The sequence below is a fragment of the Azonexus sp. GW821-FHT04F04 genome, assembly GCF_059420025.1.
Genome location: NZ_JBWKSX010000008.1, coordinates 101,101 through 115,430 on the forward strand (window position 1 = coordinate 101,101; position 14,330 = coordinate 115,430).

General features: G+C 57.9%; 17 protein-coding genes. 11 read left to right on the forward strand and 6 right to left on the reverse strand.

Annotated features, from left to right (window positions below):
* Positions 1–13 precede the first annotated feature (13 nt).
* Positions 14–1,057: a rod shape-determining protein gene (locus AC07TV_RS15735; protein ID WP_494649312.1), complete on the reverse strand. Its 1,044-nt coding sequence runs from the start codon at positions 1,055–1,057 to the stop codon at positions 14–16.
* 101 nt (positions 1,058–1,158) lie between these two features.
* On the opposite strand from AC07TV_RS15735, the gene gatC reads away from it, so the two are divergent.
* Genes gatC through gatB form a run of 4 tightly spaced genes read left to right on the forward strand, consistent with a single transcriptional unit; the run spans position 1,159 to position 4,901 of the window.
* Complete coding sequence (gatC, locus tag AC07TV_RS15740) at positions 1,159–1,446, forward strand: Asp-tRNA(Asn)/Glu-tRNA(Gln) amidotransferase subunit GatC (protein WP_494649313.1); 288 nt, start codon at positions 1,159–1,161, stop codon at positions 1,444–1,446.
* Complete coding sequence (gatA, locus tag AC07TV_RS15745) at positions 1,443–2,897, forward strand: Asp-tRNA(Asn)/Glu-tRNA(Gln) amidotransferase subunit GatA (protein ID WP_494649314.1); 1,455 nt, start codon at positions 1,443–1,445, stop codon at positions 2,895–2,897. The genes gatC and gatA overlap by 4 nt, the downstream gene beginning before the upstream one ends.
* Before the next feature lie 2 nt (positions 2,898–2,899).
* Positions 2,900–3,433: a hypothetical protein gene (locus tag AC07TV_RS15750; RefSeq protein ID WP_494649315.1), complete on the forward strand. Its 534-nt coding sequence runs from the start codon at positions 2,900–2,902 to the stop codon at positions 3,431–3,433.
* 13 nt (positions 3,434–3,446) lie between these two features.
* Positions 3,447–4,901 (forward strand): Asp-tRNA(Asn)/Glu-tRNA(Gln) amidotransferase subunit GatB, encoded by a 1,455-nt coding sequence (gene gatB, locus AC07TV_RS15755; protein ID WP_494649316.1) that lies wholly within the window; start codon positions 3,447–3,449, stop codon positions 4,899–4,901.
* Here the strand turns inward: gatB and AC07TV_RS15760 are convergent, their stop codons facing one another.
* Together AC07TV_RS15760 and pyrE are read right to left on the reverse strand one after the other, a co-directional pair.
* Positions 4,902–5,549 (reverse strand): transcription factor S-II family protein, encoded by a 648-nt coding sequence (locus tag AC07TV_RS15760; RefSeq protein ID WP_494649317.1) that lies wholly within the window; start codon positions 5,547–5,549, stop codon positions 4,902–4,904.
* Complete coding sequence (gene pyrE, locus AC07TV_RS15765; protein WP_494649318.1) at positions 5,542–6,183, reverse strand: orotate phosphoribosyltransferase; 642 nt, start codon at positions 6,181–6,183, stop codon at positions 5,542–5,544. The genes AC07TV_RS15760 and pyrE overlap by 8 nt, the downstream gene beginning before the upstream one ends.
* A 47-nt stretch (positions 6,184–6,230) precedes the next feature.
* Between pyrE and AC07TV_RS15770 the strand changes: the two genes are divergently transcribed.
* The 5 genes from AC07TV_RS15770 (at position 6,231) to AC07TV_RS15790 (ending at position 8,413) form a co-directional block, all read left to right on the forward strand.
* Positions 6,231–7,010 (forward strand): exodeoxyribonuclease III, encoded by a 780-nt coding sequence (locus AC07TV_RS15770; RefSeq protein WP_494649319.1) that lies wholly within the window; start codon positions 6,231–6,233, stop codon positions 7,008–7,010.
* A gap of 75 nt (positions 7,011–7,085) precedes the next feature.
* Positions 7,086–7,400 (forward strand): ElaB/YgaM/YqjD family protein, encoded by a 315-nt coding sequence (locus AC07TV_RS15775; RefSeq protein ID WP_226496813.1) that lies wholly within the window; start codon positions 7,086–7,088, stop codon positions 7,398–7,400.
* 4 nt (positions 7,401–7,404) lie between these two features.
* The gene (locus AC07TV_RS15780; RefSeq protein ID WP_494649320.1) at positions 7,405–7,812 is read left to right on the forward strand and encodes a phage holin family protein; all 408 of its coding nucleotides are present in this window, start codon (positions 7,405–7,407) and stop codon (positions 7,810–7,812) included.
* A complete protein-coding gene (locus AC07TV_RS15785) occupies positions 7,809–8,102 on the forward strand; it encodes a YqjK-like family protein (protein ID WP_494649321.1) in 294 nt (97 codons plus the stop codon). Before AC07TV_RS15780 ends, AC07TV_RS15785 begins: the two co-directional genes overlap by 4 nt.
* 2 nt (positions 8,103–8,104) lie before the next feature.
* On the forward strand, positions 8,105–8,413 hold the full coding sequence (locus tag AC07TV_RS15790) for a hypothetical protein (protein ID WP_494649322.1): 309 nt from the start codon (positions 8,105–8,107) through the stop codon (positions 8,411–8,413).
* Here AC07TV_RS15790 and AC07TV_RS15795 read toward each other — a convergent pair.
* Genes AC07TV_RS15795 through metX form a run of 3 tightly spaced genes read right to left on the reverse strand, consistent with a single transcriptional unit; the run spans position 8,397 to position 11,385 of the window.
* Positions 8,397–9,665, reverse strand: coding sequence for an AmpG family muropeptide MFS transporter (locus tag AC07TV_RS15795; RefSeq protein ID WP_494649323.1), 1,269 nt, complete (start codon positions 9,663–9,665; stop codon positions 8,397–8,399). The two genes, AC07TV_RS15790 and AC07TV_RS15795, sit on opposite strands and share 17 nt — an antisense overlap.
* Positions 9,665–10,264, reverse strand: coding sequence for a methionine biosynthesis protein MetW (gene metW / locus AC07TV_RS15800; protein WP_494649324.1), 600 nt, complete (start codon positions 10,262–10,264; stop codon positions 9,665–9,667). Before metW ends, AC07TV_RS15795 begins: the two co-directional genes overlap by 1 nt.
* Complete coding sequence (gene metX / locus AC07TV_RS15805; RefSeq protein ID WP_494649325.1) at positions 10,261–11,385, reverse strand: homoserine O-succinyltransferase MetX; 1,125 nt, start codon at positions 11,383–11,385, stop codon at positions 10,261–10,263. Before metX ends, metW begins: the two co-directional genes overlap by 4 nt.
* 261 nt (positions 11,386–11,646) lie before the next feature.
* Here metX and AC07TV_RS15810 point away from each other — a divergent pair, with 261 nt between their 5' ends.
* The gene (locus AC07TV_RS15810) at positions 11,647–12,255 is read left to right on the forward strand and encodes a PilZ domain-containing protein (RefSeq protein WP_494649326.1); all 609 of its coding nucleotides are present in this window, start codon (positions 11,647–11,649) and stop codon (positions 12,253–12,255) included.
* The gene (locus AC07TV_RS15815; RefSeq protein WP_494649327.1) at positions 12,252–14,327 is read left to right on the forward strand and encodes a TonB-dependent receptor plug domain-containing protein; all 2,076 of its coding nucleotides are present in this window, start codon (positions 12,252–12,254) and stop codon (positions 14,325–14,327) included. Before AC07TV_RS15810 ends, AC07TV_RS15815 begins: the two co-directional genes overlap by 4 nt.
* Positions 14,328–14,330: the final 3 nt, after the last annotated feature.

A 14,330-nucleotide genomic window follows, 5' to 3' on the forward strand; every position in this document is an offset into this window, starting at 1 on the left:
CTGCGGTCAACGGTCAGTCCGAGGCAAAAATGCTGCCCAGCTTGTCCATTTTTTCCAGAGCCAGACCACAACCGCGCGCCACACAGGTCAGTGGCTCGTCGGCGACGATCACCGGCAGGCCGGTCTCTTCCATCAACAGACGGTCAAGGTCGCGAAGCAGGGCGCCACCACCGGTCAGGACCATGCCCTTTTCGGCAATGTCAGCACCCAGTTCCGGCGGCGTCTTTTCGAGCGCCGATTTCACGGCGGAAACCACCTGGTTGAGCGGATCGGTCAGTGCTTCGAGGATTTCGTTGGAGGAAATCGTGAACTTGCGTGGAATTCCTTCGGCCTTGTTGATGCCGGAGACTTCCATTTCCTTCACTTCAGCGCCCGGGAACGCCGAGCCAATCGTCTTCTTGATGTTCTCTGCGGTGTTTTCACCGATCATCATGCCGTAGTTGCGGCTGATGTAATTGATGATCGCTTCGTCCAGCTTGTCGCCGCCAACGCGCACGGAACCGGCGTAAACCATGCCGCCAAGCGAGATGACGCCGACTTCGGTGGTGCCGCCGCCGATATCGACAACCATCGAGCCGGTTGCTTCGGAAACCGGCAGGCCGGCACCGATCGCCGCAGCCATCGGCTCCTCGATCAGGTAAACCTGGCTGGCGCCGGCGCCGAGGGCGGATTCGCGGATGGCGCGACGTTCGACCTGGGTCGAGCCGGAGGGGACGCAGATGATGATGCGCGGGCTCGGGCTGAACAGCTTCGAGTCGTGCACCTTTTTGATGAATTGTTTGAGCATCTGCTCGGTGACGGTGAAGTCGGCAATGACGCCGTCTTTCATCGGGCGGATGACGGTAATGGTGCCCGGCGCCTTGCCAAGCATGTCTTTGGCTTCACGGCCGACCGCCTGGATTGTTTTTTTGGCGTTGGGGCCGCCTTCGAGGCGGATGGCAACGACTGACGGCTCGTCGAGGACGATGCCGCGCGCCCGCACATAGATCAGCGTATTGGCGGTGCCAAGGTCGATGGCGAGGTCATTCGAGAAGTATTTGCTGAGGAAACCGAACATGTATGCTCCGCTTGGGGGGTGCGGTAGGGAAAACTTTTATGATACCTTATAACGCTTTCCATTTTAAGACTTTGTGCGCTGCAATAAAGTCTTCGGACCCCATGTCGCTCACATTAGAACAGGTTAAACGCATCGCCCATCTCGCCCGAATCGAGATCAGCGATGACGAGGCGCTGACCACTCAAGGCCACCTCAATGGCATCTTCCAGTTGATCGAGGAGATGCAGGCTGTCGATACCCGCGGCGTCGAACCGATGGCGCATGCTCAGGATGTCAGCCAGCGACTGCGCGAAGATGCCGTCACCGAAGGCGACCGTCGTGCTGCCTATCAGGCCGTCGCCCCGGATACCGAAGCTGGCCTCTATCTTGTGCCGAAGGTGATCGAATGATCAACAAGAGCCTGAAGCAGCTGTCGCAGGCCCTGGCCGCCAAGCAGATTTCGAGCGTCGAACTGTCGACGCTCTTCCTTGATCGTATCGAGCGCCTGAACCCGACGCTCAACGCCTTTGTCACGGTCGACCGGGAAAAAAGCCTGAAAATGGCGTTGGCTGCCGATGCTCGTATCGCCGCTGGCACGGCCGGCCCGCTGACCGGTATCCCGATTGCCCAGAAGGATATCTTCTGCGCCGAGGGCTGGACGACGACCTGTGGCTCGAAAATGCTGGCCAATTTCGTTTCGCCCTATGACGCGACGGTCATTCACAAAATGCACGCCGACGCCGGGATGGTGTCGCTGGGCAAGACGAATATGGACGAATTCGCCATGGGTTCGTCGAACGAAACCTCGTTCTTCGGCCCGGTGCGCAATCCTTGGGATACCAGCCGAGTGCCTGGCGGCTCTTCCGGCGGTTCGGCCGCTGCGGTTGCCGCTCGTTTGGCGCCTGCCGCAACCGGCACCGATACTGGTGGTTCGATCCGCCAGCCGGCCGCACTGTGCAATCTGACCGGCCTCAAGCCGACTTACGGTGTGGTTTCGCGTTACGGCATGATCGCCTTTGCCTCGTCGCTCGACCAGGGCGGCCCGATGGCGGCCAGCGCCGAAGATTGCGCGCTGTTGCTCAATACCATGGTCGGCTTCGACGAGCGCGATTCGACTTCGCTGGATCGCCCGGTTGAGGACTACACCCGCGATCTGGAAAAGCCGCTGAACGGTCTGCGCATCGGCCTGCCCAAGGAATTCTTCGGCGAAGGTTGCGATGCCGAGGTGATGGCTGCCGTTCGTGCCGCGATTGCCGAATATGAAAAGCTCGGCGCAACGACGGTTGAAGTCTCGCTACCCAACTCGCATTTGTCGGTGCCGGCCTATTACGTCATCGCGCCGGCCGAAGCGAGTTCCAATCTGTCGCGCTTCGACGGCGCCCGTTACGGTTATCGCGCGCCCGAGTACGACAACCTCGAGCAGATGTACGAAAAGACCCGTGCTCAGGGCTTCGGTGCCGAGGTCAAACGACGCATCATGATCGGCGCTTATGTGTTGTCACACGGCTATTACGATGCTTATTACCTGCAGGCGCAGCGTATCCGTCGATTGATTGCCAACGATTTCGTCGAAGCCTTCAAATCCTGCGACGTGATCATGGGGCCGACCTCACCGTCGACCGCCTTCAAGCTCGGAGAAAAAGCCGCCGATCCGGTGCAGATGTATCTTTCCGACATTTACACGATTGCCGTCAATCTGGCTGGTCTGCCCGGCATGTCGATTCCCTGCGGCTTTGTCGGTGGCTTGCCGGTTGGCCTGCAGTTGATCGGTGACTATTTTGCCGAAGGGCAATTGCTCAACGTGGCGCACCGTTATCAGCAGGCGACCGACTGGCATCAGCGCCGGGCGGCCGTCGAATAGGCATGTGGCGGCGTCTGCTGCTTGTTGTCGTTCTGGCAGCGGCCGGTTGTGCCGAGGTCGAGAAGCAGCCGGAAATCGTTGCTGCCGAAGAGCCGGTGGTCGACAAGCCGGCGGCAGAAAGCAAGGAACCGAAGTTCAAGAACTCGACACTCAAGTATCTGGCCAATCGCAACCTCAAGCCGCAGCCGACGCGCCCGCTCAATGTCCGCTCGCGCTGTACGCATCGTGATGCCATCGGGACGCAGACGCGGCTCGACCTGCTGGTCAAGGAAGCCCAGGTCAAGACCTTTGTCGCCCAGGTCAGCATGAAGGGTCACGGCACCTGCCGCTTTGACCTCAATGAGTTCGAGCAGATCGAAAAAATGCCGCAAGCCCTGCTCCGCCACAAGAAACAGTCGGATTGCCTGGTTCGCATGTGGGAGCAGGGTCCAAAAGTAACGATTGCATTCAACAGTTGTCCCAAGTCCTGCGACGGGCAGGCCTTCGAGTATCTCTGGCCGATCATGGTCGAGGCGAAGAGCGGACATTGTTTCTGAAACGGATGAAGCCATGAATCAGTGGGAAGTAGTGATCGGTATCGAAACGCACGCACAACTGGCGACGGTTTCGAAGATTTTCTCGGGCGCCTCGACGGCCTTCGGCGCTGCACCGAATACCCAGGCGTGTGCGGTTGATCTCGCCTTGCCGGGCGTTTTGCCGGTGCTCAACAAGAAGGCGGTCGAGTGCGCCATTCGCTTCGGCCTGGCCATCGGCGCCGAAGTCGCCCAGAAGTCGGTCTTTGCCCGCAAGAACTACTTTTATCCGGACCTGCCCAAGGGTTACCAGATCAGTCAGATGGACCTGCCCGTCGTCGTTGGCGGCAACATCACGGTGCAGGTCGGTCAGGGTGACAAGGCTTACGAGAAGGTTGTTCGCCTGACCCGTGCGCATCTGGAAGAAGATGCCGGCAAGTCGCTGCATGAAGATTTTCAGGGCAAGTCGGGCATTGACCTCAACCGCGCCGGCACGCCGCTGCTCGAAATCGTTTCCGAGCCGGACATGCGCTCGTCCGACGAAGCGGTCGCCTACGCCAAGGCGCTGCATGCACTGGTGCGCTGGATCGGCATCTGCGACGGCAACATGCAGGAAGGCTCCTTCCGTTGCGACGCCAACGTTTCGGTGCGGCCGAAAGGTCAGGCCGAATTCGGTACCCGGCGCGAGATCAAAAACCTCAACTCCTTCCGTTTCCTCAAGGAAGCCATCGACTTCGAAGTCCAGTGGCAGATCAACGAAATCGAAGAAGGCCGCCGGATTCAGCAGGCCACCGTGCTGTTCGACCCGGATAGCGGCGAAACCCGCATGATGCGCAGCAAGGAAGACGCGCACGACTACCGCTATTTCCCCGATCCTGATCTGCTGCCGCTGGTCATTTCGAGCGAGTGGATTGCCCGCGTCCAGAGCGAACTGCCGGAACTGCCGGTGCAGATGCGCGAGCGCTTCATCAGCGAGTTCGGGCTTTCGAACTACGACGCAACGGCGCTGACGGCAAATTCCGAAATTGCCTCTTTTTTCCAGTCGACCGTGGCAATCGCCGGCAAGCAGAATGCCAAGCCCTGCGCCAACTGGGTCATGGTTGATCTCGCCGCCCGCCTCAACAAGGATGGCAAGGAAATCGCCGAATCACCGGTATCGGCGGCCCAACTGGCCGGCTTGATCCTGCGCATCGCTGACAACACCATCTCCAACAACATTGCCAAGAAGGTTTTCGAGGCTTTGTGGAATGGCGAGGGGATGACAGCTGACGAAGTCATCGACAAGCAGGGTCTCAAGCAGATTACCGACAGCGGCGCTATCGAATCATTGGTTGACGAAGTTCTGGCAGCCAATCCCGCCAATGTCGCCGAGTTCAAGGCCGGCAAGGAGAAGGCGTTCAACGCCTTGGTCGGTCAGGTCATGAAGGCGGCCAAGGGCAAGGCCAATCCGCAGCAGGTCAATGACCTGCTCAAGCAAAAACTGGCCAGCTGATCAGCGGGCAGGTTGAGCTGTGCCGCTCGGCGCTGGCGGCGAGCGGCGGGTCAGTTCGTAGTAGCGCTTGCGGTCGGCGTCGTACTTGGCCTTGATAACGGCGAAGTCCCGCTTCTTGATGTCGAGCAACTCCTGCTGGAGCTTGATCTCGTGGTCAATGGCGCGCAAATCCCGCTCCAGGTCTGGGGGCAAGGCTTTCTTCTTGTAGAACTCGGCCTCGTTTTCAAACTTTTTGCGCTTGGTTTGTGCTTGGTCTATGCGTGTAATGGTCGCCAGAATGGCCAGGTTCACGTCTGCCTCGGCTTTGCGCTGAGCCAAATCGATGTCTTCTGGCATCGCGTAGGTATCGAGCAATGCCTGATCACGTCGCCGCTGCTCGCGGCTGGCGTTTTCAAGCTGCTTGCGCCGAAGGTTTTCTTGAGCCTGTTCGGCTTTTTGCTCCGGCGTCAGCGCCGCGCCCACTTCCTTGACGATGTTGCCACCGCTGTCCAGAACCCGATAGGCGCGTCCCCGGCACTGCTCCGGCAACATGTCGCCGCAGACCCGGCGACCCGTGCTTGGATCATGGCAGCAGTAAAACTCCCCCGCCGCTTGCGCCGAGCCAAGCGAAATCAACAACAGAGGGGCAATGAGCAGCGTTTTACGCATGGATGCCGTACTGCTCCCGGTAGCGGGTAACGGCGTCGCGGTGGGCAGCAAATTCCGGATGGTGGGCCAGGAAGGACATCAGGTCGCTCAGCCCGGCAACGGCGATGACCGGGATGCCATAGTCGCGCTGGACTTCCTGTACCGCCGACAGTTCACCCTGGCCGCGTTCCTGGCGGTCGAGCGCAATCAATACGCCAGCCGGGGTGGCGCCGGCAGCGCGGATCAGTTCGACTGACTCTCGGACCGAGGTGCCGGCTGAAATCACGTCATCGACAATCAGCACCCGGCCGGTCAGTGGTGCGCCAACAATGTTGCCACCTTCGCCGTGATCCTTGGCTTCCTTGCGATTGTAGGCGAAGGGATAATTTTGGCCGCGCTGGGCCATGGCCATGGTGATCGTGGCGACCAGCGGAATGCCCTTGTAGGCCGGGCCAAACAGCATGTCGAACTGGACACCGCCGGCTTCAGCAGCTTTCGCGTAGAATTCGGCGAGACGGCCGAGTGAGTTGCCGTCATTGAACAAACCAGCATTGAAGAAGTAGGGCGAGAGCCTTCCCGCCTTGGTTTTGAATTCGCCAAAGCGCAGTACTTGGCAGCTCAGCGCAAATTCAATAAATTCCTGACGAAAATCCATATTTTTCCATTCTATCCGACCGGGAAAACCGGGCCGATCATTGCACAATGTTACGCATCATCTCCCTGAATCTCAATGGTATCCGCTCTGCCTGGAGCAAAAATGTCTTGCCCTGGGCGGCCTCTCAACACGCTGACATTTTTTGCTTACAGGAACTGAAGGCACAATTACCCGACTTGACGTCCGAGATGATGGCTCCGGATGGCATGCACGCGTTCTATCACTGCGCCGAGAAAAAAGGTTACAGCGGCGTCGGGATCTGGAGCAGACAGAAGCCTGACCGTGTAGTCGAGGGTTTCGACGGAGGTGAGTTCGACACCGAGGGGCGCTATATCCGGGCCGATTTCGGGAATCTGTCGGTGATTTCGCTTTACCTGCCTTCGGGCTCTTCTTCGCCTGAGCGGCAAGAAGCCAAATTCCGCTTTCTCGATGTGTTTCTGCCGCACATGGTTGCCTTACGGGCGGAAGGGCGGGAAATAGTCCTGTGTGGCGACTGGAATATTGCGCATCAGGCCATTGATCTGAAAAACTGGAAATCGAACCAAAAAAACTCCGGTTTCCTGCCAGAGGAGCGTGCCTGGCTCAGCCGGGTGTTTGATGAACAAGGCTGGGTCGATGTCTATCGATCTCTTTACCCCGACGCCGGCGAGGCTTGTTATACCTGGTGGAGCAATCGCGGCCAGGCTTGGGCCAAAAATGTGGGGTGGCGGATCGATTACCAGATTGCCACGCCGGGTATTTCCGCTTCTGCCCGGCAGGCTGAAGTCTACAAGGCCGAGCGTTTTTCCGACCATGCCCCGCTGGTAATCGATTACGACTTCAAATAAGCATTCATGCGAATTGATTTCGCTGCGCCGTAGGGATAATCTGTATCTCTGCCTAACTCACTAACGAGGTTAAAAATGTCCGAAGAAATGACTGCTGCCAACAAGGAAAAGTTGGTTACCGATTTGAAGGTAGTGATCTCCGACACCGAAGAGTTGCTGCGTGCCACTGCCGGTGCTGCTGGTGAAAAAGTGAGCGAACTGCGTGAACGTCTGAGTGTTCGTCTGCGCGATACCAAGGAGCGTGTTCTCGATCTGGAAGCTGCGTTGGTCGACAAAACCAAGGCCGCTGCGCGTGCCACCGACGATTTCGTACACGAAGAGCCTTGGAAAGCCGTCGGTGTTGCCGCGGCACTGGGACTTGCCCTTGGTGTGCTGATCGGCCGTCGCTAAGCGAATGACCGAACAAGCAGGCGGTGAAGCGGGCCGCGAAGGCCTCTTCGCCGCGCTGAAAGGTAGCGTTGCGACGCTGATCGCGATTGTCAAAACGCGGGCCGAACTTCTCGTTACAGAGCTTGAGGAAGAAAAGCTTCGTCTCATGTCGCTCTGGTCGAAGGCGATTGGCGCCGCGTTTTTGCTCGCGGTTGGCGTTGTCTTGGCGATTTTTTGTCTGTCGCTGGCTTTCTGGGAGCACCGGGTTTTGGTGTTGGGCATCTTTGCCGTGCTATTCATAGGTGGTGCCTTGTATCTGATTGCTTCACTGAAGCGGCAAACCTCTCAACCAAGCAAAATGTTTCGGGCGAGCCTGTCTGAACTCGAAGCGGACATGGCGCTATTGCGTCGTTATCGCAACAAGTCTGAATGAACCCGAAATTACTGGAGCTGGCTACCCGGCATGGTGCCCTCAAGGCGCGCATCGATGAACAGCGCCGTGTTCTGGCGCGTCATTCGGTGCCACTTGAAGCGGCGCTTGCGCGTGGCGATACGGTTCTCAAGGGCGTCGACTGGCTCAAACACCATCCAGCCGCTGTTGGCATAGCTGTTTTGGTTGCCGTCGTCGCCCGCCCGCGGCGGGCTATGCGCTGGGTTCGGCGCGGCTTCTTTCTGTGGCGAGGCTGGCGCGCCATCCGGATTTCCCTGATCGGTGCGCGTTAACCATGGGTGAGTCGGTCGGTGATGAAGCCGTACTGCCCACCTGGTGGCGGCAGATGGTTTCTTCTCAGCGACGGCAGGTGCGCAGGGTGCTGGCCGAACTGATCGCGACGCGCGGCATGATGCCGCTGTTGATGAAGGTGCGTAATGGTGGCCACTGGACGCCGGATGAAAAGCTGGAGCTTATCCGGCATTTGCGCCGTTTGGTCCGCCTGTCGCCCTATCTGATAGCCTTGCTATTGCCTGGCTCCATACTGCTTTTGCCCGTGTATGCCTGGTGGCTGGACAGGCGCAGGATCAAACGGGGCGACTAGTATTCGCTGCGCTTTCGTTCCATGGCGCCACTTTCAGCAATAGAACCATTCCCGGAACGGCCAGCCCCGCGCATAGCCAGTAAAAGCTGCTCCAGCCCAGCGTTTCAACAAGCCATCCGGCAGAGGCGTTGATGAAAGTGCGTGGCACGGCCGCCAGACTGGTGAAGAGCGCCATCTGGGTGGCCGTGTAGGCCGGATGAGTCGAGCGCGCGATGTAGGCGACGAAGGCTGCCGTTCCCAAGCCGACGCCCAGTGCTTCGAGGCTGATGACGAAGGCCAGCGCGATGCGCTCTTCTGCGCCGATGCTGGCATAGTGGCCCTGCGACGCCAGCCAGGCAAAGCCGAAAATGGATACCAGCTGGACAACGCCGAACAGCCATAGTGCCCGGTTGATCCCCAGCCGTATCATCCACAAACCGCCGAGCAGGGCGCCGATTACCGCTGGCCAGAGGCCGGCATGTTTGGCGATGAGACCGATGTCAGTCTTGGTAAACCCCATGTCGAGATAAAATGGAGTAGCCAGTGCCGTGCATAGGCTGTCCCCGAGTTTGTAGAGGAAGATGAAGCCGAGAACCATCAGGGCTCCGCGCCAGCCTTGTCGGCCGATGAATTCGTGAAACGGCTCTGTTACTGCCTGGCGGAGCGTTTTTGGCACACCCTTGATGAGTGGTTCACTGACCAACCAAGCCATCACCATGCCGGGGATCATGAAGGCGCCGGTTATCCAGAACACTTCATTCCACGGAAGGCGATCTGCCAGGATCAACGATAGCGAACCAGGGATCAGGCCGGCGATACGATAGGCATTGACGTGGACAGCATTGCCAAGGCCCAGTTCGTTGTCATTCAAAATCTCGCGCCTGAAGGCGTCGACCGCAATATCCTGCGTTCCCGACAGAAAGGCGAGCAGGGCGGCGAGCCACAAGATGGGCCAGATACTTTCTTTGGGATCGAGGCCGCCGAGCGAACCAATGACCAACAGCAAGCCGAGTTGAGTCAGCAACATCCATCCCCGGCGCCGGCCAAATCCGGGAACGCTGAAGCGATCAAGGAGTGGCGACCAAAGAAATTTCCAAGTATATGGAAACTGGATCAGGGCAAAAAAACCGATGGTCTTGAGATCTACCCCCTCGCTACGTAGCCAGGCGGGCAGAAGGTTGAGCAAGAGGTAGAGGGGCAGGCCCGAACTGAAACCGGTAAAGATGCAGATCAGCATCTTCCGGCTGAGCAGGGCGGCAAGCCAGACCGGCATCAACGGGTTTGCGTCAGGCGATAGACCGCCAGGCTGCCGAGAAAGTTGACCTCGCTGGTGACGGGGTTGCCTTCTTCATCAAGAACGCTGCGCTCACGGATGATCAGTCCCATTTTGTTGCACAAGTCCTCGAAATCGAGCAGGGTGAAGAAGCGCACATTGGGCGAGTCATACCACTGGTAGGGAAGATCCTCGGAAACCGGCATGCGGCCATCAATTACTGAACGCAGGTTCTTCCAGTAGGCGAAGTTGGGGAAGGAGACCACTGCCTCCCGCCCGACGCGTAGCATTTCACGCAGGATGCCCTCGGTGTGACGAACGGTTTGCAGTGTGCGGGACAGCACAACGTGGTCGAAAGCCTGGTCGGCAAATTCGTCGAGGCCACGCTCCAGATTGCCCTGAATAACATTGATGCCGTTCTTGATGGCCGCGAGCACGTTGGCATCATCGATTTCGACCCCGACCCCCTGTACGCCACGAAGGTCGATCAGGTGTTTCAGTAGCGTGCCGTCGCCACAGCCGAGGTCGAGCACGCGATGGCCTGGCTCAATCCAGCCGGCGATCAATTCAAAATCAGGGCGGCCCAGAGTGTGCGTCATAGCTTGATGTTCCGCAGATAGGCATCGACCACGGCGTGATAGTGAGCATCTTCCATCAGGAATGAGTCGTGCCCGAAATTGAGGTCGATTTCCGCGTAGGACACATTGCGTCCGTTGGCCAGCAGGGCAGCGACAATCTCTTTCGAACGCGCCGGGGTGAAGCGCCAGTCAGTGGTAAACGAGGCAATCAGGAAGTTGGCTTTACTGCGTGCCATGGTGGCATTCAGGTTGCCGTCGTCCTCGCGCGACGGGTCGAAATAGTCGAGTGCTTTGGTCATCAGCAGGTAGGTGTTGGCATCGAAATAGCCAGCGAACTTGTCACCTTGATAGCGCAGGTAGGACTCGACCTCGAATTCGACATCGAAACCGAAGGAGAAGGCGCTGTTGCGAAGTTCGCGGCCGAATTTCGCACCCATTTGGTCGTCCGACAGGTAGGTTATGTGGCCGAGCATGCGCGCCAGGCGCAGGCCGCGTAGCGGACGGGTGTTGTGTTCGTAGTAGTTGCCACCGTGGAAGTCCGGGTCGGTGAGTATGGCCTGGCGGGCAACGTCGTTGAAGGCGATGTTTTGCGCTGACAGCCTGGGGGCTGCGGCGATGACGATGGCGTTGCGCACCCGCTCCGGGTAGGTGATGCTCCAGCGCAGCGCCTGCATGCCGCCCAGGCTGCCACCCATGACGGCCGCCCAGCTATCGATACCGAGTATGTCGGCCAGCCTGGCCTGGGCGTGCACCCAGTCGTTCACAGCAACAATCGGAAATTCGGCACCCCACGGCTTGCCGGTGGCCGGGTTGGTCGACGATGGTCCGGTCGAGCCGTGGCAACCGCCCAGATTGTTCAGGCCAACAATAAAGAATCTGTCGGTATCCAGTGGTCGCCCGGGGCCGACGATGTTGTCCCACCAGCCGATATTTTGCGGCTGGTCCGCGTAATGGCCAGCGACATGATGATGGCCGGAGAGCGCGTGGCAGACCAGAATGGCATTCGACTTTGCCACATTTAGCGTGCCATACGTCTCATATACCAAGTCGTAGGCCGGCAAAACTCCACCGCTACGCAAATGCAACGGCTGATCGAAGTGAGCGCGCTGTGATTCGACGGCGCCGACGGATTGTCCTGGCATGCTGTTCCTGAATACAAAAACCCAGTTGGCCTTAAACGTGAACTCGTCGGGCGAACTGGGTGGTTCCCGTTTTAGCTGAATTTATTTGGCGCCCGCAATCAGAGCTCAAATCGGCGCGGCTGGAGTGTTTCCAGCGTCGGGAGACGATACCGAGCAGGGCGCAAAAAGTCAATGTGGTGATCTACTTATGCAATAGGTGGTAGCGTGCTCAACATTTGATAAAATCCCGACAAAACAAATTTCTAGAAAGCTTCGGCCACAATGCTGGATCAACGGCGGCATCAACGGATTCGTTTCGGCAACTTGCCTAAAGTCAGAATTGGCTTCGGGGGGGCGATTGGCGAAGGGCTAATCGAGAATCTATCCTTGTCCGGGCTGATGGTGCGGACGGAGATGCCGCTCGAAATTTCGCACAACATCGGTTGTGAATTTCGGGTTTTTGGCTCGCCGTTGATTGACGTTCCGGCAGCGGTTGTCAGCCGGGTCGGCAATATGTTCGGCGTTCGCTTCCAAACCGGGCCGATCAATCAGATTCTTATAGATGATGCCATCAACGCCGCCCTGGCATCCGGGAATGCCTCGATTCTCGGCGTTCGCGAGTTAGGGGGGAAAAAAATCATGCGCATTACTGGCGGCCTTGGCAACTCCTTGCGCAATGATTTCATGCATGCCTTGACGAGGGTGGGGGTCGACGAAATTGATCTCGAGGGCGTTACCGTGGTCGATCAGGCAGGGTTGGCCCTGTGTCTGGTGGCTTGTAACAGGCATGGAGTGAAGCTCGGCGCGCAGTCAGAGTGTTTTTCTGAGGCCTGGAAGCTGGCCTTGGCGGTGCCCGGTGAGATCGAAAAAATGGAGACACCGGGCTTGTGACCCGTAAAACAGACAATTTACCAAGCGCCTCGTTGGCTATCGTGCTGGCAGGGGTGTGGATGACCGGCAATGCCTGGTCGGCGGATGAGGATGCTTATTTCAGCGAGTTGCCGATCGTGGCTTCGGTCAGTCGCTTGCCGCAGAAATTGGCCGACGTACCTGCTGCGGTAACGGTTGTCGACCGCGACATGATCAAGGCCTCCGGGGCGCGGGATCTGAACGATATTTTCCGTTTAGTGCCAGGTTTCCAGACTTATCCAAACAACACCGAGGCCGCGCGGGCTACCTACCACGGTTTGGGTGATGGCGATTACGCGCCACGGGTACAGGTACTCATTGATGGGCGTTCAATGCTGTCGCCTCTATTCGGGAGCGGTGTCAATTGGGTCACGTTGCCGGTCGCGCTGGAGGATATTGAGCGGATTGAGGTCGTGCGCGGCACTAATGCTGTTTCCTATGGCAGCAATGCCTTTCTTGGTGTTATCAATATCATTACGGTTGATCCTGCGCTGGTTCGGGGAACTTCTGTGTCCACCGGTTACGGCAACCAGAATGTCCGCGACTACACATTCAGGACAGGCGGCAAGATAGGCGAGATTGGGGATTTTCGTTTTACCTATCGGCATCAGAATGATGATGGGCTAACCGACCGGCATAACTGGATTGACTCTTATAGGACTCGATTGTTCGATTTTCGTGCGGATTTTGTCCTGAGTGAAAGAGATAGTCTGCAATTCAGCGCGGGGCAAATCGAAGGTGTTACGCAGAGTGGCCGACTGGACAAGGCGACATTGTTGCCGGACCCGACGAATCCCTTTCGTGACGTAAAGCAAACCGACAGTTACGCGCAACTATTGTGGCGTAGGGTCCTGTCGAGCGATTCGGACATTCAGTTACGCTATTCGTATGTGAATGACGAGTCTACTGACGCATTTATTGTTGCTTTGCCGTTTTTGGCGCCCGTAAACGTCAATCAGTCTGGCGATCAGGGAACGCGGCATGAAATCGAGTTGCAGCATAGCTTGCATGCTTTCGAGACTGCGCGATTGGTCTGGGGGGGTAGTTGGAGAGCTGACGCGCTGCGCTCGGAGTGGACGCTGCGTGATCAGGGAACGGTGCGGCGTGATGTTGGACGAATTTTCGGCAATGTCGAATGGAAACCGGTGAAGTGGTTTACCGGTAACGTTGGCCTTGCCGGTGAGAGTGACTCGTTGGCTGGGGCGCATGTTTCTCCCCGGATCAGTTCCAATTTCCACTTCAATAGCCAGAATACGGTGCGCCTCGGCGTTTCGCGTGCCTATCGGACCGGAAGTATCCAGAACTATCGCGGGCACGAGGAAACGCCGATCCCGAATGCGGGCCCGTACCGCCCCTACTATGAGTTCATCTATCGAGGAACTCCGGATATGGCGGCGGAACGGCTCGATACCTTGGAGGTCGGCTATCTCGGTGACTGGCGCGACTGGCGGTCCAGTCTGGACGTCCGGCTATTCAGTGAGAGGGTTTCAAATCGTCTGTACAGGATGGATTTGGGCGCCAGCGATCAGGATGTCCCAAAATCGACGGTGCCGATTCAGGATGTCAGGATTGCAGGTCTGGAGTACCAGTTCAAATGGCAACCTTTTGAGTCGACTCGGCTGGTGTTGAATCAGACATTTGCGCGAATCACCAGTGATTTTCTGGCGTCGGCGCTGGCGTACCCGAATTCCGACTTGTCGTCTTCCGCGAAGCGGCTTGATGTGGCTGAGTTCACTGAAAACTCTATGCCCAGCCGTGCAACGTCGTTGATGTGGATGCAGAAATTGCCGCTGGGCCTCGAATTTTCCCTGATGGGCTACGCGCAGCAGGCCATGCAGTGGTCGAGCAATACCGTATCGCTCAAGTACCGTCGGCTGGATGCACGCCTGGGTTACCAGTTTCGCGTTGGGGTAATCGGCGGAGAACTCGCTCTGACCATTCAGAATCTGAACGGTGCGCACAACGAGTACAAATCGCCAAAACCCACCGATAGCCAGCTTGATGGACGCATCGTCGAGCGTCGTCAGTGGGTCAGCCTGCGCCTCGATTTTTGATTG